19 protein-coding genes are annotated in these 20,033 nt (G+C 55.8%); 13 read left to right on the top strand and 6 right to left on the bottom strand.

Features of this window, described 5'->3' with window-relative positions:
- Window positions 1-43 precede the first annotated feature (43 nt).
- The 3 genes from moxJ to W822_RS44430 form a co-directional block, all read right to left on the bottom strand.
- Complete coding sequence (moxJ, locus tag W822_RS44420; RefSeq protein ID WP_024007284.1) at window positions 44-928, bottom strand: methanol oxidation system protein MoxJ; 885 nt, start codon at window positions 926-928, stop codon at window positions 44-46.
- A 101-nt stretch (window positions 929-1,029) separates the two neighbouring features.
- Window positions 1,030-2,937: a methanol/ethanol family PQQ-dependent dehydrogenase gene (locus W822_RS44425; RefSeq protein ID WP_024007285.1), complete on the bottom strand. Its 1,908-nt coding sequence runs from the start codon at window positions 2,935-2,937 to the stop codon at window positions 1,030-1,032.
- Between the two features lie 325 nt (window positions 2,938-3,262).
- Window positions 3,263-4,174, bottom strand: a complete 912-nt coding sequence (locus W822_RS44430) for a LysR family transcriptional regulator (protein WP_024007286.1) — start codon at window positions 4,172-4,174, stop codon at window positions 3,263-3,265.
- Between the two features lie 140 nt (window positions 4,175-4,314).
- Between W822_RS44430 and W822_RS44435 the strand changes: the two genes are divergently transcribed.
- From W822_RS44435 to fba, 8 genes are all read left to right on the top strand, one after another.
- Window positions 4,315-5,778 carry a form I ribulose bisphosphate carboxylase large subunit gene (locus W822_RS44435; RefSeq protein WP_024007287.1) on the top strand — a complete coding sequence of 488 codons (1,464 nt, stop codon included), beginning with the start codon at window positions 4,315-4,317 and terminating at the stop codon, window positions 5,776-5,778.
- Window positions 5,779-5,881: 103 nt separating this feature from the next.
- Window positions 5,882-6,301 carry a ribulose bisphosphate carboxylase small subunit gene (locus W822_RS44440; RefSeq protein ID WP_024007288.1) on the top strand — a complete coding sequence of 140 codons (420 nt, stop codon included), beginning with the start codon at window positions 5,882-5,884 and terminating at the stop codon, window positions 6,299-6,301.
- A gap of 71 nt (window positions 6,302-6,372) precedes the next feature.
- Window positions 6,373-7,341, top strand: coding sequence for a CbbX protein (gene cbbX, locus W822_RS44445; protein ID WP_081724479.1), 969 nt, complete (start codon window positions 6,373-6,375; stop codon window positions 7,339-7,341).
- 1 nt (window position 7,342) lies between these two features.
- Entirely contained in the window at window positions 7,343-8,107 is a 765-nt protein-coding gene (locus W822_RS44450; RefSeq protein ID WP_024007290.1) for an HAD family hydrolase, read from the top strand.
- A 36-nt stretch (window positions 8,108-8,143) separates the two neighbouring features.
- A complete protein-coding gene (locus tag W822_RS44455; RefSeq protein ID WP_024007291.1) occupies window positions 8,144-9,226 on the top strand; it encodes a class 1 fructose-bisphosphatase in 1,083 nt (360 codons plus the stop codon).
- A 108-nt stretch (window positions 9,227-9,334) separates the two neighbouring features.
- A complete protein-coding gene (locus W822_RS44460; protein ID WP_024007292.1) occupies window positions 9,335-10,216 on the top strand; it encodes a phosphoribulokinase in 882 nt (293 codons plus the stop codon).
- A gap of 12 nt (window positions 10,217-10,228) precedes the next feature.
- Window positions 10,229-12,250, top strand: coding sequence for a transketolase (gene tkt, locus W822_RS44465; RefSeq protein WP_024007293.1), 2,022 nt, complete (start codon window positions 10,229-10,231; stop codon window positions 12,248-12,250).
- A 57-nt stretch (window positions 12,251-12,307) separates the two neighbouring features.
- Window positions 12,308-13,363 carry a class II fructose-bisphosphate aldolase gene (gene fba, locus W822_RS44470; RefSeq protein WP_024007294.1) on the top strand — a complete coding sequence of 352 codons (1,056 nt, stop codon included), beginning with the start codon at window positions 12,308-12,310 and terminating at the stop codon, window positions 13,361-13,363.
- A gap of 157 nt (window positions 13,364-13,520) precedes the next feature.
- On the opposite strand, the gene W822_RS44475 is transcribed toward fba, so the two are convergent.
- The 3 genes from W822_RS44475 to W822_RS46015 form a co-directional block, all read right to left on the bottom strand.
- Window positions 13,521-14,633, bottom strand: coding sequence for an S-(hydroxymethyl)glutathione dehydrogenase/class III alcohol dehydrogenase (locus W822_RS44475; protein ID WP_024007295.1), 1,113 nt, complete (start codon window positions 14,631-14,633; stop codon window positions 13,521-13,523).
- 15 nt (window positions 14,634-14,648) lie between these two features.
- Window positions 14,649-15,218, bottom strand: a complete 570-nt coding sequence (gene gfa, locus W822_RS44480) for an S-(hydroxymethyl)glutathione synthase (RefSeq protein ID WP_024007296.1) — start codon at window positions 15,216-15,218, stop codon at window positions 14,649-14,651.
- A 248-nt stretch (window positions 15,219-15,466) separates the two neighbouring features.
- Entirely contained in the window at window positions 15,467-16,441 is a 975-nt protein-coding gene (locus tag W822_RS46015; RefSeq protein WP_024007297.1) for an alpha/beta fold hydrolase, read from the bottom strand.
- A gap of 259 nt (window positions 16,442-16,700) precedes the next feature.
- On the opposite strand from W822_RS46015, the gene pqqA reads away from it, so the two are divergent.
- The 5 genes from pqqA to pqqE all read left to right on the top strand — a co-directional run bounded on the left by pqqA (window position 16,701) and on the right by pqqE (window position 19,981).
- A complete protein-coding gene (pqqA, locus tag W822_RS46245; RefSeq protein ID WP_014751277.1) occupies window positions 16,701-16,775 on the top strand; it encodes a pyrroloquinoline quinone precursor peptide PqqA in 75 nt (24 codons plus the stop codon).
- Window positions 16,776-16,838: 63 nt separating this feature from the next.
- Window positions 16,839-17,768, top strand: coding sequence for a pyrroloquinoline quinone biosynthesis protein PqqB (gene pqqB, locus W822_RS44490; RefSeq protein WP_024007298.1), 930 nt, complete (start codon window positions 16,839-16,841; stop codon window positions 17,766-17,768).
- Complete coding sequence (gene pqqC / locus W822_RS44495) at window positions 17,765-18,526, top strand: pyrroloquinoline-quinone synthase PqqC (RefSeq protein ID WP_024007299.1); 762 nt, start codon at window positions 17,765-17,767, stop codon at window positions 18,524-18,526. Before pqqB ends, pqqC begins: the two co-directional genes overlap by 4 nt.
- Window positions 18,519-18,791 carry a pyrroloquinoline quinone biosynthesis peptide chaperone PqqD gene (pqqD, locus tag W822_RS44500; protein ID WP_024007300.1) on the top strand — a complete coding sequence of 91 codons (273 nt, stop codon included), beginning with the start codon at window positions 18,519-18,521 and terminating at the stop codon, window positions 18,789-18,791. Before pqqC ends, pqqD begins: the two co-directional genes overlap by 8 nt.
- 8 nt (window positions 18,792-18,799) lie before the next feature.
- On the top strand, window positions 18,800-19,981 hold the full coding sequence (pqqE, locus tag W822_RS44505) for a pyrroloquinoline quinone biosynthesis protein PqqE (RefSeq protein WP_051401869.1): 1,182 nt from the start codon (window positions 18,800-18,802) through the stop codon (window positions 19,979-19,981).
- Window positions 19,982-20,033: the final 52 nt, after the last annotated feature.

Raw genomic sequence — 20,033 nt, forward strand, 5'->3', positions numbered from 1 at the left:
TGAAATTTTTTCGTGTCTTGCGAAACATACCGGCCGACCGCGCTCAAGACGGAATGGGCAGCAATGGAATACCTTCGTCTTCCAGTAACTTGGTAATCTGCGATTGCTCTTTGGCAATGGCCTCGTTGATTTCTTTCATCAACGCCTGATCGTTCTTGCGAACGGCCATCGATTGTGAATAATTGAATTCGATCTTGTTGCCCGCGCCGTCGGCAATTCGGTCTTCGGGCACAAACTCCATCGTCAGGGGAACACTTGACGCTTTTACATAGCGTCCCACCTCGGCGCCATAGGCAATGGCGGCATCGGCCTTGCCCTGAATGACTTCATTGACCATTCGAGAAGGATCAAGCCGCACATACTGATTGCGTGGCGATTTGAAATTGACCAGTGAATACATGTAATTCATATTGGTTTCATATTTTCCGATAGCCTTCAGGATCAGCTCGGCAGGCGAACCGACCGACATGGCGATGCTGGTCAGTTTCTCCAGCTGACTGTCTTCCCAGTCCTTGATATGAATATTTCTATCGGTACGTGTCACGAATACGTAGCCGGTACGGTAATACGGTTTTGACGTCAGTACCCGCTCATCGCCCGTATCCAATCCCATGACCACGTCGCACTGATTTTTATCCAGGAAATCCCGAACCAGATAGATAGCCGGCTTGTCTGTGTATACGAAGACAGGCTTCCGGTTGATGGATTTTGCGACCAGATCTGCCACCTTATTTTCGAAACCCGTCCCGTCTTTACTGGTATAGGGATTTTCGTGAGATGACGCACAAATACGCAACGTGTCTGCCGACGCTGGAACTTCGCCTTCAACCTGCTGCGCACTGCTGCTTCCTGCCAAGAGTAGCGCCACGAACATTGCCGAAGCAGGTATACATGAGCCGGCCCATTTCCCTCGCGTCACTTTCAACATATTTGTCTCCATTATCCCGGCCTGTTTGCCGGTTCTTTTTAATCTGCCTATCCAACCACCCGCCATTTCCCTCAGAAACGGCGGGTGTACCCTTGCTGCCGTTACTGCTTGGCGCTCTTGTCCTCTGCCTTGCCTGCTGGCTTGGCAGAAGTATTCATGGCGGCATATTCACCCAGGTTAGGATCGTCGTACACTCCTTTTCCATCGAGTGAGAAGACCATCACCCCACCACCCATCGCGGTGTAGTGCTGAATATTTTTGAACGCGCCGACCGAGCCAAGACCTGCTGTCGGATCATCCAGATCGAACACCAGGCCGACGCCAGGCCAGCCGCCCACACCGTAGAAAATAGCGACATACTGAACGCCGTCATGCATGTACGTCATAGGATGGCCAATGACGCCGGAAGGCAGCCGGTATTTCCAGACAAGGTTGCCATTACGGGTGTCACGTGCTTTGATATACCCATCCAGGGTACCGTAGAACACCAGATTGCCGGCAGTCGCCATGGTACCGCCCCAGACTGCAAAGCGTTCCATCACTTCCCAGTCAAATTTGCCGGTAATGGCATCATATGACTTGACCTGACCCAGACCAGTAAAGTTCTGGCGGTCACCCTTGGGCCCCGGATACATGCTCAAGGTCGCGCCCACGAAGAACTGGCCGGCACGGTAAGGCAGCATGAATGGCTCCCAATCCATACAAATATGGTTCACACCCATATAGAATCGTTGCTTCTCGGGATCGTAGGAATCGTGCCCCTGGTTGTGATAACCCATGGCGGATGGGCAGATATCACGACCTTTATGATCCATGCGGGTTCCAAATTCAGGATCGCGCAATGGCAGGCCGGTTTCGAGGTCGACTTTCTTGACCCAGTTCACCGTATCGTCAATCTTGTCGGCAGATACCATTTCGCCTGTTTCCCGATCCAGCGTATAGATAATGCCGTTACGATCGGGATGGGTCAGCAGCTTACGCATTTTACCGTTCTTGTCTTTTTGCTCACTGAGCATCATGACGTTCACGCCGGCATAGTCCCATTCATCGTGAGGTGTTTTCTGATAGGCGAATTTTGCCTGGCCGGTATCAACATCCCTGCCCCAGATCGCCATCGTCCATTTGTTGTCGCCAGGACGCATGGTTTCATTCCATGGAGCGGGGTTGCCGGTACCGAAATACACCATGTTGGTATCGGGATCGTAGGCATACCAGCCCCAGTTGGTGCCGCCGCCGATTTTCCATGCGTCCCCTTCCCACGTCTCGGTACCCAGGCCTTTCTGACCGTAATGTGGATTCTTCTCGTTGAAATTATCTGCAAGGATAATATCTTCGTCAGGGCCTGTGGCATAGGCACGCCATTTCTGCTCACCGGTTTTGACGTCATACGCCGTCACGTATCCCCGCACACCCAGTTCCGCGCCCGAGGAACCGATCAGCACGATATCCTTGACAACATAAGGCGCGATGGTCAGTGTTGAACCCACCTTATAATCCGAGTTCTCGACCTTCCAATACTCCTCGCCCGTTTCGGCATTCAATGCAACAACGTGACCGTCAAGCAAAGTCTTGAGAATCAGCGGTGGTGTCTTACCATCACCCGGCCAATAGCCCAGACCACGGTTAACAACGTCGCAACAAGCCACGGAACGGGCAGCAGCACTTTGCTTGGGCACGTGTTTCCACAAAATTTTCCCCGGTTCCTTCAGGTCTACCGCGTAAGTTGTATTGGGAAACGGTGTGTGAATGTACATGACATTATTCACAACGAGCGGCGTTCCTTCATGTCCGTTCAGCACGCCCGTTGAAAAACTCCAGGCCGGCTTCAACGTCTTGACATTGTCAACGTTGATCTGCTTCATCGGACTGTAGTTGGTTTCACTATAGGTTCTGCCGGGCAGCACCCAGTTTTCATCGCTTTTGGAAAGTTCGATCAGTTTGTCGTTCGCATGCGCGAAGGGAACCGCAACTCCCATCGCGAGCGTGATAGAAAGCAGTATTCGCTTCATCTATTGTCTCCGTCCATTATTGCTTAGAAGTATCATTTCGTTATCCCGCGCTGATCTGCCGGCGCGATAACACCCCTGCCAGTGTGTGCGTTTAAACCTCTCGCGCTCCTTCTTAAGCAATATCCATACCAGACGGCCCGCAGTAGTGATAAACCCTTAGACAGTCGATCTATTCTTGCGCCAGCCGCGTCCTGACGTTAACAAATGGATATGAAAACCGGCTTCGCAATCGCAGGACCGCGATGGCTTGCAACCGAAATCGAGACATCTTGCCCAACCGCACACGCTGATGTGACGCATGCGTGACACTGTGTACCACGTCGGCTCAGGCCCACACATTAATGAGTGCAGCACCATCACTGATCAGAAACGCCTTGAGCCCCAGCGCGGCGGGCGCCAGCTTTTTGGTTCTCAAATGGGCGACCCGCCACTGACGGACGATAGGCATCCCCTGCATATCGAGTAGCACCAAATGCCCTGCCGCCAGCTCGTGACGTACGGTACGCAACGATAAAAAAGTCACGCCCATGCCTGCCATGACGGCCTGCTTGATGGATTCGTTGCTGGGCATTTCCATCACAATGCGCGGAGCGATCTGGTGCTTTTCAAAAACACTTTCCATGGTCGCGCGTGTGCCCGACCCGTTCTCGCGCACCACAAAATCAACATCGTTGAAAATGGACAGCGGCGCCTGCCGCCGCCGCGACAGCGGGTGGCCTGGCGCGCTCACAAACCCGAGCGGATTGGTGGCAAACGCCTCGGACAGGCAATCGAGCGCCTCGGGCACACGACCTGTGATCGCCAGATCCAGTTCGTTGCGCTCGAGCATTCTGAATATCTGGTCCCGGTTCTGTATCTGCAGTGAAATTTCAATTGACGGAAATTTACGCCGGAAATGCACCAGCAGCATGGGGACGAAATATTTTGCCGTACCCACTATACCCAGGCTGATACGACCGCGCTGCAAGCCTTTGAGGTCTTCGACCACATCATCAAGCTGGCTCAGTTGCGAGGTGGCCGCGATGGCAAACTGCTCGACCTCTCGCCCCGCATCGGTCAGGCGGATCTGCCGCCCGTTGGCCTCCACCAGCGCAATTCCCAGCACCTCTTCCAGTTGCTTCAGTTGCGTTGATACCGCCGGCTGCGTGACATGCAGTTTCTCGGCCGCCTTCGATACCGACTCGGCGCGGGCCACTTCCAGGAAAGTATCAAGCTGTCTCAGTGTGTAACGTCGCATGGTGATGTATAAGCCTGCGCTTATGATTTTTCCGATATTTATTATTAGACCTGAAGCATGCGCGTTTGTATAGTTTGTTCATACCCGTCAGACGCAACATCCTGCCGGCTTGATCACACAAGGCATTCAGGAGATAAACAATGAACGATATCAGCAACGTCCAGATCAGAGATCAGAAAAAACGTTACGCCGCCGGTGTACTCAAATATGCACAAATGGGCTACTGGGATGGCGACTATGAGCCTTCCGACACCGATATTCTTGCCGTGTTCCGTATCACACCCCAGGAAGGCGTCGACCCGATCGAAGCGGCTGCCGCCGTGGCCGGGGAATCGTCCACTGCCACCTGGACTGTCGTCTGGACCGACAGGCTGACTGCTTGCGACAAGTATCGGGCCAAAGCATATAAGGTCGAGCCCGTCCCTAACGGCGAGAATCAATACTTCTGCTATATCGCCTATGATCTGTCGCTCTTTGAAGAAGGTTCGATCACAAACGTGACCGCATCCATTATCGGCAATGTCTTCAGCTTCAAGCCGCTGAAAGCCGCGCGCCTTGAAGATATGCGCTTTCCGCCAGCCTATGTGAAAACCTTTGCGGGCCCACCGACAGGCATTATTGTGGAACGCGAACGCCTGGATAAATTCGGACGTCCGTTACTGGGCGCGACGACCAAGCCGAAGCTGGGCTTGTCCGGACGCAATTATGGCCGTGTAGTGTATGAAGGCCTCAAAGGCGGCCTGGACTTCATGAAGGACGACGAGAACATCAACTCACAACCCTTTATGCATTGGCGCGACCGCTTTTTGTTTGTGATGGACGCCGTCAACAAGGCATCTGCGGCAACCGGCGAAGTCAAGGGAAGTTATCTGAATATCACCGCCGGCACCATGGAAGAGATGTACCGTCGCGCAGAGTTTGCCAAGGAGCTCGGATCTATTATTGTCATGGTCGATCTGGTGGTCGGCTGGACTGCGATTCAGTCGATCTCACACTGGTGCCGGCAGAACGACATGATTTTGCATATGCATCGCGCCGGCCACGGCACGTATACGCGCCAGAAAAATCACGGTATTTCTTTCCGGGTGATTGCCAAATGGCTGCGCCTGGCCGGCGTGGACCATGTGCATGCTGGCACCGCGGTCGGCAAACTTGAAGGCGATCCCATGACCGTACAGGGCTACTACAACGTCTGCCGTCAGTCTTACACAGAAACCGACTTGCCGCGCGGTATTTTCTTCGATCAGGACTGGGTGGCATTGCGCAAGGTTTTGCCGGTAGCCTCTGGCGGCATTCATGCCGGGCAGATGCACCAGTTGCTGGACTTGTTCGGCGATGATGTGGTGTTGCAGTTTGGCGGGGGCACCATTGGTCACCCCGATGGCATTCAGGCAGGCGCGGTCGCCAACCGGGTCGCACTCGAATCGATGGTGCTGGCGCGCAATGAGGGTCGCAATATCGCAGAGGAAGGCCCGCAAATTCTCAAGGACGCCGCCAAACACTGCGGCCCCTTGCGCGCAGCCCTGGATACCTGGGGTGAAGTCACTTTCAATTATCAGTCCACCGACACGTCCGACTACACGCCCATGCCTTCTGTTGCCTGAAGTCACAGTTGTTGGAATCATAGTTTTTCAACTCACAGTTGCTGTATTCACAGTTGCCACAGGCAGGCAAAAATTACCGCATTTCACGACAGGAAAAAACATCATGCGAATTACACAAGGCACCTTCTCGTTTCTTCCCGATCTGACCAACGAACAGATCACTAAACAGCTCCAGTATTGCCTGGATAACGGCTGGGCGGTGGGCATTGAATATACCGATGATCCGCACCCGCGCAATACCTTCTGGGAGATGTTCGGCAACCCCATGTTCGATCTGCGCGATGCCGCCGGCATATTGCAGGAAATCGAGCAGGCGCGCAATACGTTTCCGAATCACTATATCCGGGTCACAGCGTTTGATTCGACCCATACCGTCGAGTCTGTTGTGATGTCCTTCATCGTCAATCGCCCTGAAAACGAGCCGGGTTTCCGCCTGGTTCGCCAGGAAATTGACGGTAGACGCATGCGCTACACCACCGAAAGCTACGCCGTCGTGACTGCACCTGAAGGCAACCGCTATTGATGGCCTTGCCCGGGCGGCACCGGGAAATCAAGCCGCCTGACGAAAATCACTGCAAATAAAAGGAGAGCATGATGACCCAAGCGACGGTCACCGCAGAACGCCCGCCCACAGAACGCAAGACAAGCGACAGCACGTCTGCCCAGGACAGGCAGGCCATTGCCGCTACACTGCAGCAGCTCGATCGCGAGCTGATCGGGCTGACGCCGGTCAAGCAGCGCATTCGTGATATTGCCGCCCTGCTTCTGGTCGACAAGCTGCGGGCCGAGCGCGGCCTGCGTACGGGTGCGCCCAGCCTGCATATGAGTTTTACCGGCAATCCCGGCACCGGCAAAACCACGGTCGCCATGCGCATGGCCGAGATCCTGCATCGGCTGGGCTATCTGCGGCGCGGTCATCTAGTGGCCGTGACTCGCGACGATCTGGTCGGCCAGTATATCGGGCACACGGCGCCAAAAACCAAAGAGATTCTTAAAAAGGCCATGGGCGGTGTTCTGTTTATCGATGAGGCCTATTACCTGTATCGCCCGGAAAATGAACGTGACTATGGCCAGGAAGCCATTGAAATTCTGCTTCAGGTCATGGAAAACAATCGTGATGATCTGGTGGTGATTTTTGCGGGTTACAAGGACAGGATGGATCGATTTTTTTCCTCTAATCCGGGCATGTCTTCACGTGTCGCCCATCACATTGATTTTCCGGATTATGCACCCGGCGAACTGGAACAGATCGCTGGCATTATGCTCGAAGGCATGCAGTACCGGCTCGACGCGCAGGCGCAACAGGCCTTTGCCGACTATATTGTCAAACGCATGCAACAGCCCTACTTTGCCAATGCCCGCAGCGTGCGCAACGCCCTTGAACGGGCGCGCCTGCGTCACGCCTCCAGGCTCATGCAAAATCCCGACAGCGTCAGCGACGAAGCACTGCAGACGATTGCCGCGCAGGACATTCTGGCCAGCCGGGTGTTCAGTGAAGCCGCTCCGGATACAGACGCCGCCCATGAACAGAATAACCACAAGGCTGACCACAGGGAGACATGACATGCTCAAGGCACTGATCTTCGATGTAGATGGCACACTGGCCGATACCGAATCGGTCCATTTGCGCGCATTCAACACTGCCTTTATCCTTGCAGGCCTGGACTGGTACTGGAACGAGGATCTTTATAAGGAACTGCTTGCCATCAGTGGCGGCAAGGAGCGCATTGCCCATTACTGGCTGTCCATCGATCCCAGGGGCGCCAGTACACTGGAAGCGGCACGCAAAATTCGTGAGATTCATGCACTGAAGACCCGGGAATATGCGCGCCTGGTGGACAACGGACAGCTGACCTTGCGCCCCGGTATCCATCGCCTGATTATTGACGCGTATTGCGCCGGCATGCCGGTCGCCATTGCGACCACCACCACCCCAGCCAATGTACAAGCCCTGCTGGAGCATTGCCTTGGCGCAGATTGGCGAAAGTTCTTTGCCGTCATTTGCGACGCCAGCTCCCCGGGCAAAAAAAAGCCGGACCCCGACGTCTACCTGCACGCCCTCGCCCAGCTTAAGGTGGAACCGGCCAATTGCATCGCCTTTGAGGATTCCGCGAACGGCCTGCAAGCGGCTACACAGGCCGGTATTGCAACCATCATTACGCCGACGCATTACACCCGTGATCAGGATTTCAGCGCTGCCATGCTGGTGCTGCCGCATCTGGGTGAACCGGATTTGCCAGTGCCGTCCGGCAACGGCCTTCACCAGACGATGGTGGATCTGCTCACGCTCAAATGCCTGCATGCCGATCCGCTGCTCAAGGCCGGCTGAATACCGATATCCATGATTCAGAAAGAGGAGACGATCATGCCCTACCCACAACGCCCTACCCTGACACAGTTTCTGATCGACGAACGCAAGCGCTTTCCCGAAGCGGGCGGAGACTTCAACAGCGTGATACTCAATATCGCGCTGGTCTGCCGCAGAATTTCACATGCTATTGCCTGCGGCGCCCTTGCGGGCATCAATGGAAGCGCCGATTCCACCAATGTGCAGGGCGAAGAGCAAAAGAAACTGGATGTGCTGAGCAATGATCTGTTCATTGAAGGAAACAAATGGGGCGGACAGCTGGCCGGCATGGTCTCGGAAGAACTGGATGAACCTTATCGTATCCCCAAACCCTACAGTCGCGGCGCATACCTGCTGTTGTTCGACCCGCTGGACGGATCCTCCAATATCGATGTAAATGTTGCCGTCGGTAGTATTTTCTCGGTGCTGCGTACACCCGACTCCCGACGCCCGACCCGGGCCGAGGATTATCTGCAACCGGGCGTGCAGCAGGTGGCGGCCGGTTACGCGATTTACGGACCATCGACCATGCTTGTACTGACGGTCGGCAATGGGGTGCATGCCTTTACGCTGTGTCCACAAGTGGGCGAATTCATGCTGACGCACCCCAATCTGAAAATTCCCGAGGATACCTGCGAATATGCCATCAACACCTCCAACAGCCGATTCTGGGAGGACCCGGTGCGGCGGTATGTGGACGAATGCATCGCCGGCAAAACAGGAGAACGCGGCAAAGACTTCAATATGCGCTGGATCGCCTCACTGGTGGCCGAAGCCCACCGTATCCTGATGCGCGGCGGCGTGTTTCTATACCCACGAGACAACAAACAGCCCCAGCGCAACGGTCGACTGCGTTTGCTCTATGAAGCCAACCCGATCGCCTTCATCATGGAGCAGGCTGGCGGACGGGCCAGCACGGGTCGCCAGCCGGTCCTGGAAGTCACGCCCACTGCCATTCACGAGCGTATCGGTCTGATATTCGGATCAAAGAACGAAGTGGAACGCATAGAAGACTTTCACAAGCATCCTTTACAAATTGACTCGCCCAATCCGCTCTTTCATGAGCGCAGCCTGTTTACGGAGTCACCGAATATGCAATAGGCCGGCCAGATGCAAAGCGGTACGCCGAACGCCCTCCCGCTGACGGCCCGCTATCGCGCGATGCCGGTGCAAACCATTTTATTTATTATTCATCCAGGGGCCATCATTATGTCAGAACGCCACCCGATTATCTCCATTACCGGTTCTTCAGGCGCAGGAACCACGTCGGTCACCCGAACATTCGAGAATATTTTTCGGCGCGAAGGTGTGACCGCCGCCTCCATTGAAGGAGATAGTTTTCACCGCTATAACCGCGCCGAAATGAAGGAGCGGCAGGCCGTCGCAGAAAAAAGCGGCAATGCCAATTTCAGTCATTTCGGCCCGGACACCAACCTGTTTGCAGAACTGGAAACGCTTTTTCGCAGCTACAGTGAAACCGGCAGCGGCAAACGCCGCAAGTATCTGCACGACACGCGCGAAGCAGCGCCATATCAACAGGAACCGGGTACGTTCACGGCCTGGGAAGATATTCCTGCCGGCACCGATCTGCTTTTCTATGAAGGGCTGCATGGCGCAGTCGTACACAAGGATATCAATATCGCACAATTTCCGGATCTGCTGGTCGGCGTCGTACCGGTCATCAATCTGGAGTGGATTCAGAAACTGTGGCGCGACAAATCCACCCGGGGTTATTCGGCCGAAGCGGTTACCGATACCATTTTGCGGCGCATGCCCGACTATGTAAATCATATCTGCCCGCAATTTTCGCTGACTCATGTCAATTTCCAGCGCGTGCCCTGCGTAGACACCTCCAATCCATTCATTGCGCGCGACATACCCGCCCCCGATGAAAGCTTCGTGGTCATCCGCTTTGCCAATCCCAAGGGCATTGATTTTCAATACTTGCTCAATATGGTTCACGACTCCTTCATGTCGCGCGCGAACACAATCGTGGTACCCGGCGGCAAGATGGAACTGGCCATGCAACTGATCTTCACCCCATTTATCTGGCGCATGATGGAACGCAAAAAGCGCGCCACGCAGACCTAAGGAGAACACAAGATGAATGTTGCCGAGAAAATCACCGTGCCCGACACACGCCATGCCGATGCCTTGCGCTTTCTGGCTGCCGACGCGGTGGAGCAGGCCCAATCGGGCCACCCCGGCGCGCCCATGGGAATGGCCGATATTGCTCAGGTCCTGTGGCGCCGCCACCTGTCCCACAACCCGGCCGACCCCGGCTGGTTCAACCGCGATCGTTTTGTGCTCTCCAACGGACATGGCTCCATGCTGTTGTACGCCCTGCTTCATCTGAGCGGCTACGATCTGCCACTGCAGGAAATACGCCAGTTCCGCCAACTGCATTCCAAAACCCCGGGCCACCCCGAAGTGGGACTGACCCCGGGCGTGGAAACCACCACCGGTCCGCTGGGCCAGGGACTGGCCAATGCGGTCGGCATGGCGCTTGCCGAAAAGCTGCTTGCGCGTCGCTACAATCGCCCCGGTCATGAGATTGTGGATCATTACACCTATGTGTTTCTGGGCGATGGCTGCCTGATGGAAGGCATCAGCCACGAAGCCTGCTCCCTGGCAGGTACGCTTGGACTGGGCAAACTGATCTGTCTTTATGACGATAATGGTATTTCGATTGATGGCGATATCTCCGGCTGGTTCGGCGACCATACCCCGACACGCTTTGCCGCCTATAACTGGAACGTGATTGCCGATGTAGACGGTCATGATGCCGCCGCCATTGACGCAGCCATCACGCAGGCAAAATCACAGGCGTCATTAAACCACCCGACCCTGATCTGCTGCCGCACCCGCATCGGTCACGGCGCACCGACCAAGGCTGGCAGCCACGATGTCCATGGCGCGCCGCTGGGCGCAGACGAAATCGCTGCCATGCGCGCCGCGCGCAACTGGCATCACGCCGAATTCGAATTGCCCCAGGATATCGTCAACGGCTGGAACGCGGTCAAAGCGGGCACCATGCGCCAGGCGGCCTGGCAACGGGATTACGATCGGTGGCAGGCCCACTATCCGGATGATGCGCGTGAACTGGCACTGCGCCTGTCCGGCGACATTCCCGCAGACACGCTGCAGGAACTGGAAGCGCTGCTGAACACGTCTGACGCCCTGCACAGTAAAGTGGCCACACGCAAGGCGTCACAGCTGGTGCTCGAAGCCATCACGCCCACCCTGCCCGGCCTGTTAGGTGGCTCGGCCGATCTGACGGGCTCGAACCTGACCAACGTCAAATCGTCAGTCTGGGTCAATCATCATGGTCAGGGTAACTATTTGAGCTATGGTGTGCGCGAATTCGGCATGGCCGCCATGATGAATGGCCTGGCCTTGCACGGCGGATTCATTCCCTATGGCGGGACGTTCCTGACGTTCTCGGATTATTCGCGCAATGCGATCCGCATGGCGGCGCTCATGAAGCAGCGCGTGATTCATGTCTTCACACACGATTCCATCGGCCTGGGAGAAGACGGTCCCACACATCAGCCAATCGAACATCTGGGCGCGCTGCGCCTGATTCCCAATAACCAGGTCTGGCGACCCTGCGACGGCGAGGAGACCGCCCTGGCCTGGCAGGCTGTATTGCAGCGTCGCGACGGTCCGGGCTGCCTGATTTTGTCGCGCCAGGGGCTGACGCCCTTTACCCGCGACAAGGCGCAACGCGCCGAGATCGCCCGCGGCGGCTACATCCTGCACGATACGACACAGCCACAAGCCGTGCTGATTGCGACCGGCTCCGAAGTGGAGATCGCTATGAAAGCGGCCAGCGCGTTACAAGACGAGGCGATTGCGGTGCGCGTCGTTTCCATGCCTTGCGTGGAAGTCTTCTTCACCCAGCCCGCTTCCTGGCAGGATCAGGTCCTGCCGCCAGGCCTGCCTCGTATCAGTATTGAAGCCGGTGCCAGCGGGTTCTGGCGCGGTGTCGTCAATCAGGGCACCGCCATCGGCATCGACACATTTGGGGAATCCGCACCCGCCGGGCAGCTCTACCACTACTTCGGCCTGACCCCGGACACCGTGTGTGACGCCGTGCGTTCCTTGCTCAAAACCAGTCAATAACCCTTTGTTCACCGCGTCCGTGTTGTTCACGGACGCCGCCCTTCCAAGGAGATCAACATGGCTCTCGTTTCTTTACGTCAATTGCTGGATCACGCTGCAGAACATGATTACGGCATTCCCGCCTTCAATGTCAATAATCTGGAACAGATCCAGGCCATCATGCAGGCGGCAGAAAACCGGGACAGCCCTGTCATTCTGCAGGCCTCGGCCGGTGCCCGCAAATATGCCGGCGAAGCGTTCCTGCGCCGGCTGGTTGAAGCCGCTATCGAATCCTGGCCCGATATCCCGGTGTGTATGCATCAGGACCACGGTGCCAGCGCGGCCGTGTGCCAGGCGTCCATCCGTTCCGGTTTTTCAAGTGTGATGATGGATGGTTCGCTGCTGGCCGACATGAAAACCCCGGCTTCGTATGAATATAATGTTGCGGTCACGCGACAGGTTGCCGACATGGCGCATTGCGTGGGTGTTTCGGTAGAGGGCGAACTGGGCTGCCTGGGTTCGCTGGAATCGGGTCAGGCAGGAGAAGAAGACGGTTCCGGCGCCGAGGGCGTCCTGTCGCATGAGCAATTGCTGACCGACCCGGAGCAGGCGGCCGACTTTGTGGCCAGAACCGGCGTGGATGCTCTGGCCATTGCCATCGGCACCAGCCATGGCGCCTATAAATTTACCCGCAAGCCCACTGGCGATATTCTGGCGATTGATCGTATCCGCGCCATCCACGAGCGCATTCCCAATACCCATCTGGTCATGCACGGCTCCTCATCGGTTCCGCAGGAATGGTTGCAGATCATCCGCGAGCATGGCGGTGACATTCGCGAAACCTATGGCGTACCGGTGCAGGAAATTTGCGAAGGCATTAAAAACGGTGTGCGCAAAGTCAATATTGATACTGATATTCGTCTGGCCATGACAGGTGCTATGCGTCGCAGCATGATGCAAAACACATCTGAATTCGATCCAAGAAAATTCTTCAAAGAAGCCACGGCTGCCGCCAGACAGATTTGTGAACAGCGTTTTGACGCTTTCGGTTGCGCAGGTCGCGCCTCCGGCATCAAACCGGTTCCGCTGGAGCAGATGGCACGCATCTATGAACAACAGGCGGTCGCTGCCTGATGCCTCTCTGAACAGTATTGTATTTTCCGAAATAGCGAAGGGGCTCCTGAACAGGAGCCCCCTCTATTTATCTGTTGTGTCCGTAACGGCACGACAGGCTTACTGCTTCTGAAAGGCACACTGTCTGCAGATCGTATGCCTCAAATCTTCACTCCGATCAATCGAATGTGACGACCGAACGGATGGACTTGCCTTCATGCATCAGATCGAACGCTTCGTTGATCTTTTCGATGGGCATGACATGCGTGATCAAATCATCGATATTGATCTTGCCTTCCATATACCAGTCCACAATTTTGGGCACATCGGTACGGCCACGTGCGCCGCCGAAAGCAGACCCCTGCCAGACGCGGCCGGTCACCAGCTGGAATGGCCGGGTGGAAATTTCCTGACCTGCGCCGGCAACACCGATAATGGTGCTCTTGCCCCAGCCCTTATGGCAGGATTCAAGCGCCTGGCGCATGAGGTTGACGTTCCCGATACACTCAAAGGTATGATCGGCGCCGCCCTTGGTCAGACTGACCAGATACGGCACGATCTCGCCTTCGACTTCTTTCGGATTGACAAAGTGCGTCATGCCGAATTTGCGTGCCAGCTCTTCACGCGCCGGGTTGATGTCCACACCGATAATCATATCGGCGCCCGCCATGCGAGCCCCCTGCACCACGTTCAGCCCAATGCCGCCCAGGCCGAACACAATGACCTTGTCGCCCGGCTGAACCTTGGCCGTATAGATCACGGCGCCGACACCGGTGGTGACGCCGCAGCCGATATAGCAGACTTTTTCGAAAGGCGCATCTTCACGGATTTTTGCCAGGGCAATTTCCGGTACGACGGTATAGTTGGAAAAGGTCGACGTGCCCATGTAATGGAACACATCCTTGCCGTTCAGTTTGAAGCGGCTGGTGCCGTCAGGCATCAGGCCTTTGCCCTGCGTTTCACGAATGGCGCCGCAAAGATTGGTTTTGCGGGACAGGCAGAATTCGCAGTTGCGGCACTCTGGCGTATAAAGCGGAATCACGTGGTCGCCGGGTTTGAGCGTGGTGACACCCGACCCTACTTCCACGACCACACCGGCGCCCTCATGACCCAGAATGGCCGGAAAAATACCTTCCGGATCGTCACCGGACAGTGTGAACATGTCGGTGTGACACACACCCGATGCCTTGATTTCCACCAGAACCTCAAAGGCGCGCGGACCGTCCAGCTGAACAGTCTCGATCGTCAGCGGTGCCCCCGCTTTGGTGGCAACAGCGGCTTTTGTATCCATTACTTCAACTCCTGCTTAAGATGCATGTTTTGATTTTGCAACATGCGTTGCGATGACGTCCATTAGTGCCGGCGACAGGCAATCATAGGGTGGCAGTCCCAGTTCGTTCAAGCGCGCCCGAATCCCGCTCATCTCGGCAGGATCTGTTCCGGTTTCGATGATAGAAGATACGAAAGCGGCAAATGTAGGCGCAGACCAGCCGGTATCGGGAGATCTCTCGGTATGGATGAAATCCAGTCCATAAAATGGGTGCTGGGTATTTTCAATCCGCCCGTACATATGCACACCGCAACCGCTGCATGCATGTCGCTGAATGGCGGCCGACTCGTCTACCACCTTGAGTTTGTCCGCATGGGCAGTAACCTGAACCGCTTCTTTCGGTACGACGGCAACCTGGGAAAACAGGGCGCCGGTCGGCCGCCAGCATTTGGAACAACCACAAAGGTGATTATGAGCCGATTGCGAATTGATTGTGACTTCGACCCTGTCAGTCTCGCAATCACATACCAGCTTGCCGCCGGTAAAATTATTGTCTGCCCTTGCCTGAACACCATTGTTAACGGCGGGATGGATATTGTAACTCATATGTGTCTCCGGATTGGTTATGGATGGGCGTTAGTTTGTACTCAAGCAACTTCCATGCCAGGCGGGAGAGCATTGTGCAGAACCGGCAAAGCATCCATCAGACGCAGGCACAGCCAAGCCAAAACCGCGACGGGACAAGGTTCCATTCTTTCCGGCATCAACCAGGAGTTGTTCAGAATACGATACAGGCTGTTCCATCCCCTTGGCATTGCACCGGCAACCGGTACACTTGCGCACCGTCGGCAGACTTATTCAGGCGACGAGGAAATATCAATCAGGGCCTGGCGCAGGCCCGCCAGCAGCAGCGGATCGGCAGGTGTATGTGTGCCGCCCGGCACCCAGCGCATATCGGCCTGACGCAGATAAGGCAGCAGCAAATGGATATTTGCCGCAGGACAAATCCAGTCATGCGTACCGTGCACCACGGTTACCGGTGTGCCGACCCGTTCAAGCCGGGACAGCAGCGACGGCAGCTCGACAAAGGCCTGGTGATGCAGATAGTGAGCCTGGATGCGAAACTTGTGAATCCTGCGCATCATTGCCTGAGTCTGCTCTTCATGACTCTGCTGCTTTTCACTGTACTTCGACGCGCGACGATCCGCCTGATCGTTGCGCTGCATCATGGCTGCCATGATACCGTCTTCATACTGACCCCAGCGCTGCGCGATATCACGTTGACGATCCTGGTCAGAACCAAGCAGGCCGGAGGCCAGCGTCTCGAACACCGATGCCTTTTCCGCTGGCGTCATGGTTTCTGTCAGCCTCTGCCAGGCCTGGGGGACCAGGGCGCGCAGATCCTGAAAAAACCATTGCAATTGCAATCGGGACGGTAAAAACACGCCACGCAGCAGCAAATGACGAATGGTCTGCGCATGCTCTGCAGCATAGGCCAGCGCCAGGAACGCGCCCCAGGAACCGCCCAGAACAACCCATTCGGAGATGGCCAGATGCTGGCGCAAACGTTCGATATCGTCTACCAAATGGCCCGTGGTATTATGCTGCAGACTGCCGGTAGGACGGCTTTTGCCGCAACCGCGCTGATCAAAGAGTACGACCCGCCAGCGCGTCAGATCGAACCAGTCCAGCATGCCGGGATAACAGCTGCTGCCGGGTCCGCCATGCAGGACAACCACTGCCGGAGCCTGCATATTGCCATATTGGGCATAATACAAATCGTGATCGTCGGGCGTTTTTAAGAAACCTTGAGAGAGAGGCGAGTTCATTTCAAAAAACATTCCTGACAGCAATTGGACCGGTGGCGCACATTGACCACGAATTGCGCACGCGATCGGATACCGGAATTTTTTTGCAGGTTAAAGCGCCTTGACAAATATCGGGGTCATGCTACCATTAATTTGACTGCACAGCGTTTTACAGTCATGTATGACAGTATCAAACCTGAAATATCAACGTCGTACTGGCCGTTCAAGCACCATCGTTCAGCCAGCCACTTCAATCATCCAATCTGTAAAGGACACAATTATGAAATGGACAACCCCCGAGTTTTGCGATCTGCGTTTCGGCTTTGAAATCACGATGTACATTGCCAACCGCTAATCTGCAAATACTGCTCTTACCATGCGGCGTTGGCGTGAGCCAGCGCCGTTTTGCATGCTACCTATGAAAATTCTTGTCCTTGGTTCTGCCGCTGGCGGCGGATTCCCGCAGTGGAACTGCAACTGCCCGAATTGCGATGGCATCCGTCGCAACACCATTCGCGCCATTCCCCGAACGCAATCGTCCATTGCCGTTTCAGCCGATGGCGTTCAATGGCTGCTGGTCAATGCCTCCCCCGATATTCTCAAGCAAATTCAATCGAATCCTGCCCTGCAGCCTGCACGCAGCATACGCGACACCGGTATCACATCTGTGATATTAATGGACGCACAGATTGATCACGTCACCGGACTGCTGATGTTGCGCGAAAGCGGCACGCCGCTACCGTTATACTGTACACAGCCTGTCTGGCATGACCTGAGCAGCGGCCTGCCTCTGACGCAAGTGCTGTCTCATTATTGCGGACTGGAGCACCAGCCCATTGACGTCCAGGCCAACCGCTTCGGCCCGCCTCTGCGTCTTGAACACCTGCCCGATATCACGATCATGCCGTTCCCCTTATCGAGCAAGGCGCCCCCCTACTCTCCGAACCGCGCCAATCCGCAGACGGGCGATAATATCGGCCTGCTGATGACAAATGAAAAAACCGGCAAGACCCTGTTCTATGCACCGGGACTGGGTCAGATGGAGCCGCTGGTGCTTGAAGCCATGTCGCGCGCAGACTGTATCCTGGTGGACGGCACCGTGTGGACCGAAGACGAAATGATTCGTCTTGGCCTGTCGCGCAAGACCGCTGCGCAAATGGGTCATCTTCCCCAATCAGGACCGGGCGGCATGATCAGCGTGCTGGACTCGCTGGGAGATGATAAGCGCAAGATTCTGATTCATATCAACAACAGCAACCCCATCCTGAACCAGGATTCGCAGGAAGCCGCGGTGCTGCAGGCACATGCAATAGAAATTGCCGTTGACGGCATGGAGATCACATTGTGAGCATCACCCTTTCCAGCCTCGCAGGCTATAACACCAAACAGACCGATCCCAATGCCTGGGATCGTACCGAATTTGAGCAGCAACTGCGCGCCAAAGGTGCCGGCTATCACATTCATCATCCCTTCAATGTCAGGATGAACAGTGGCCAGCTATCGGAAGAAGATATCCGTTGCTGGGTTGCCAACCGCTTTTATTATCAGATCAACATTCCTTTGAAAGACGCGGCGGTCATGTCCAACTGCCCCGACAGAGAAACCCGTCGACGCTGGATCCTGCGGATGCTGGACCACGATGGATTCGACGACAACGAAGGGGGCATCGAGGCATGGACGCGCCTGGGCGAGGCGGTCGGCATCAGCCGCGAAGAGTTGTGGTCACTGAAACGCGTCGTTCCGGGCGTGCGCTTTGCGGTGGACGCCTACGTCAATTTCGCCCGCCAGGCGCCATGGCAGGAGGCGGTCTGCTCGTCATTGACTGAAATGTTTGCGCCCAAAATTCACAAAGATCGACTGGCCAACTGGCCCGGTCATTACCCCTGGATCGAAAGTGATGGGCTGGCATATTTCCGCAGCAGGATTTCGCTGGCCGAGCGGGATGTCGAGCACGGCCTGGAAGTCACGCTGGATTACTTTACCACTCGCTCACAACAGGCACGGGCACTGGAAATCCTGCAATTCAAACTGGATATTCTCTGGTCCATGCTGGATGCGATAGAAAAAGCCTGCGACCTGAGCCACAGCGAGGTGGACCATGCCTGATTCAGCTCCTTTGCCTGAAAAGCCGCTGCTATCCCGCCTGTTTCGCCTGCAGTATGAAAAGGCGCAAAATGCGTACGTCCTGCTGTATCCTGAAGGCATGGTCAAACTCAACGACAGCGCCGCAGAAATTTTGCGTCGATGCGATGGCGAGCGCACGCTTGCGCAGATTGTTGCCGATCTGGAAAACAGTTTTGCCACGACAGGCCTGCAGAATGATGTAGAAGCGTTTCTGCAAGCGGCCCAGGAGCGTGGCTGGATCAAATAGAGGTCATCATGGATATGCCCCAAGCCGTTCAGGCCAAACCACCGGCCAGCGTTGCCCCGCCACTCTGGCTGCTGGCCGAGCTGACCTACCGCTGCCCGCTGCACTGCGTGTTCTGTTATAACCCGGTAGACTACGCCAGCAATACGCACGAACTGACCACGGCACAGTGGATCGATGTCATGCAGCAGGCGCGCGAATTGGGCGCGGCACAACTGGGTTTTTCAGGCGGTGAGCCCCTGTTGCGCGATGACCTGGAAATATTGATTGCCGAAGGCCGCCGGCTGGGTTTCTATACCAATCTGATTACCTCGGGCGTGGGCCTGAAACGTGAACGCCTGGCGGCATTCCGGGAGGCCGGACTGGACCATATCCAATTATCCTTCCAGGATTCGACCCGGGAGATGAATGATTTTCTGTCGCACACCAAAACGTTTGATCTGAAATCGCGCGTCGCCGCCATGATCCGTGAATTCGAGTATCCCATGGTTTTGAATGTGGTACTGCATCGCTATAACCTGGATCATATCGAACGCATTATCGACATGGCCGATCAGATGGGCGTCGAATACCTGGAATTGGCCAACACCCAGTATTACGGCTGGGGGCTGATCAATCGACAACAGCTTCTGCCCGACCGGGCGCAATTGGAGCGCGCCGAAGCCGCGGTCAACCGCTATCGTGAAAAGCACGGCAACCGCATGCGTGTTTTGTTTGTCGTGCCCGACTATTTTGAAACCCGGCCCAAGGCCTGTATGAACGGCTGGGGTTCGGTTTTTCTGGCGGTTTCGGCCGATGGCTCTGCCCTTCCCTGCCATGCGGCCAAAACCATTCCCGGCCTGCAATTTCCCGATGTCACGCAGACGCGCCTGCATGATATCTGGTATCACAGCGACGCTTTCAACCAGTTTCGCGGCGACGACTGGATGAAAGACCCCTGTCGCAGCTGCCCGGAAAAAAACCGTGATTTCGGCGGCTGTCGCTGCCAGGCCCTGGCGCTTACAGGAGACGCTGCCAACGCGGACCCGGTCTGCGACAAATCGCCCCATCACCATGTCATCACCGATATGATCACTCAGAAATCAGCCGTGGCAATCGAGGAAAAGCCACTGGTATTTCGTAACGACGCCAATTCACGAGCGCGTTCAGGGTTACACAATGCCACGGCCACCGGCGACAAATTGTCACACTGATAGGGGCAAACCAGACGCGCACAGCGCGCCAGCTGATATACAATCAGATTAA

It is taken from the genome of Advenella kashmirensis W13003, from assembly GCF_000506985.1.
GTDB classification, from domain to species: Bacteria; Pseudomonadota; Gammaproteobacteria; order Burkholderiales; family Burkholderiaceae_B; genus Advenella; species Advenella kashmirensis_A.

Bases quoted from the DNA above. Each gene is read 5' to 3' on its own strand.
- tkt (WP_024007293.1), top strand. From the start codon at position 10,229: ATGAATGTTGCCGAGAAAATCACCGTGCCCGACACACGCCATGCCGAT.
- W822_RS44440 (WP_024007288.1), top strand. From the start codon at position 5,882: ATGCGAATTACACAAGGCACCTTCTCGTTTCTTCCCGATCTGACCAAC.
- pqqD (WP_024007300.1), top strand. From the start codon at position 18,519: ATGCCTGATTCAGCTCCTTTGCCTGAAAAGCCGCTGCTATCCCGCCTG.
- fba (WP_024007294.1), top strand. From the start codon at position 12,308: ATGGCTCTCGTTTCTTTACGTCAATTGCTGGATCACGCTGCAGAACAT.
- W822_RS44425 (WP_024007285.1), bottom strand. From the start codon at position 2,937: ATGAAGCGAATACTGCTTTCTATCACGCTCGCGATGGGAGTTGCGGTT.
- cbbX (WP_081724479.1), top strand. From the start codon at position 6,373: ATGACCCAAGCGACGGTCACCGCAGAACGCCCGCCCACAGAACGCAAG.
- W822_RS44475 (WP_024007295.1), bottom strand. From the start codon at position 14,633: ATGGATACAAAAGCCGCTGTTGCCACCAAAGCGGGGGCACCGCTGACG.
- pqqB (WP_024007298.1), top strand. From the start codon at position 16,839: ATGAAAATTCTTGTCCTTGGTTCTGCCGCTGGCGGCGGATTCCCGCAG.
- W822_RS44430 (WP_024007286.1), bottom strand. From the start codon at position 4,174: ATGCGACGTTACACACTGAGACAGCTTGATACTTTCCTGGAAGTGGCC.
- W822_RS44460 (WP_024007292.1), top strand. From the start codon at position 9,335: ATGTCAGAACGCCACCCGATTATCTCCATTACCGGTTCTTCAGGCGCA.
- pqqE (WP_051401869.1), top strand. From the start codon at position 18,800: ATGGATATGCCCCAAGCCGTTCAGGCCAAACCACCGGCCAGCGTTGCC.
- W822_RS44455 (WP_024007291.1), top strand. From the start codon at position 8,144: ATGCCCTACCCACAACGCCCTACCCTGACACAGTTTCTGATCGACGAA.
- W822_RS46015 (WP_024007297.1), bottom strand. From the start codon at position 16,441: ATGAACTCGCCTCTCTCTCAAGGTTTCTTAAAAACGCCCGACGATCAC.
- W822_RS44435 (WP_024007287.1), top strand. From the start codon at position 4,315: ATGAACGATATCAGCAACGTCCAGATCAGAGATCAGAAAAAACGTTAC.
- W822_RS44450 (WP_024007290.1), top strand. From the start codon at position 7,343: ATGCTCAAGGCACTGATCTTCGATGTAGATGGCACACTGGCCGATACC.
- moxJ (WP_024007284.1), bottom strand. From the start codon at position 928: ATGTTGAAAGTGACGCGAGGGAAATGGGCCGGCTCATGTATACCTGCT.
- gfa (WP_024007296.1), bottom strand. From the start codon at position 15,218: ATGAGTTACAATATCCATCCCGCCGTTAACAATGGTGTTCAGGCAAGG.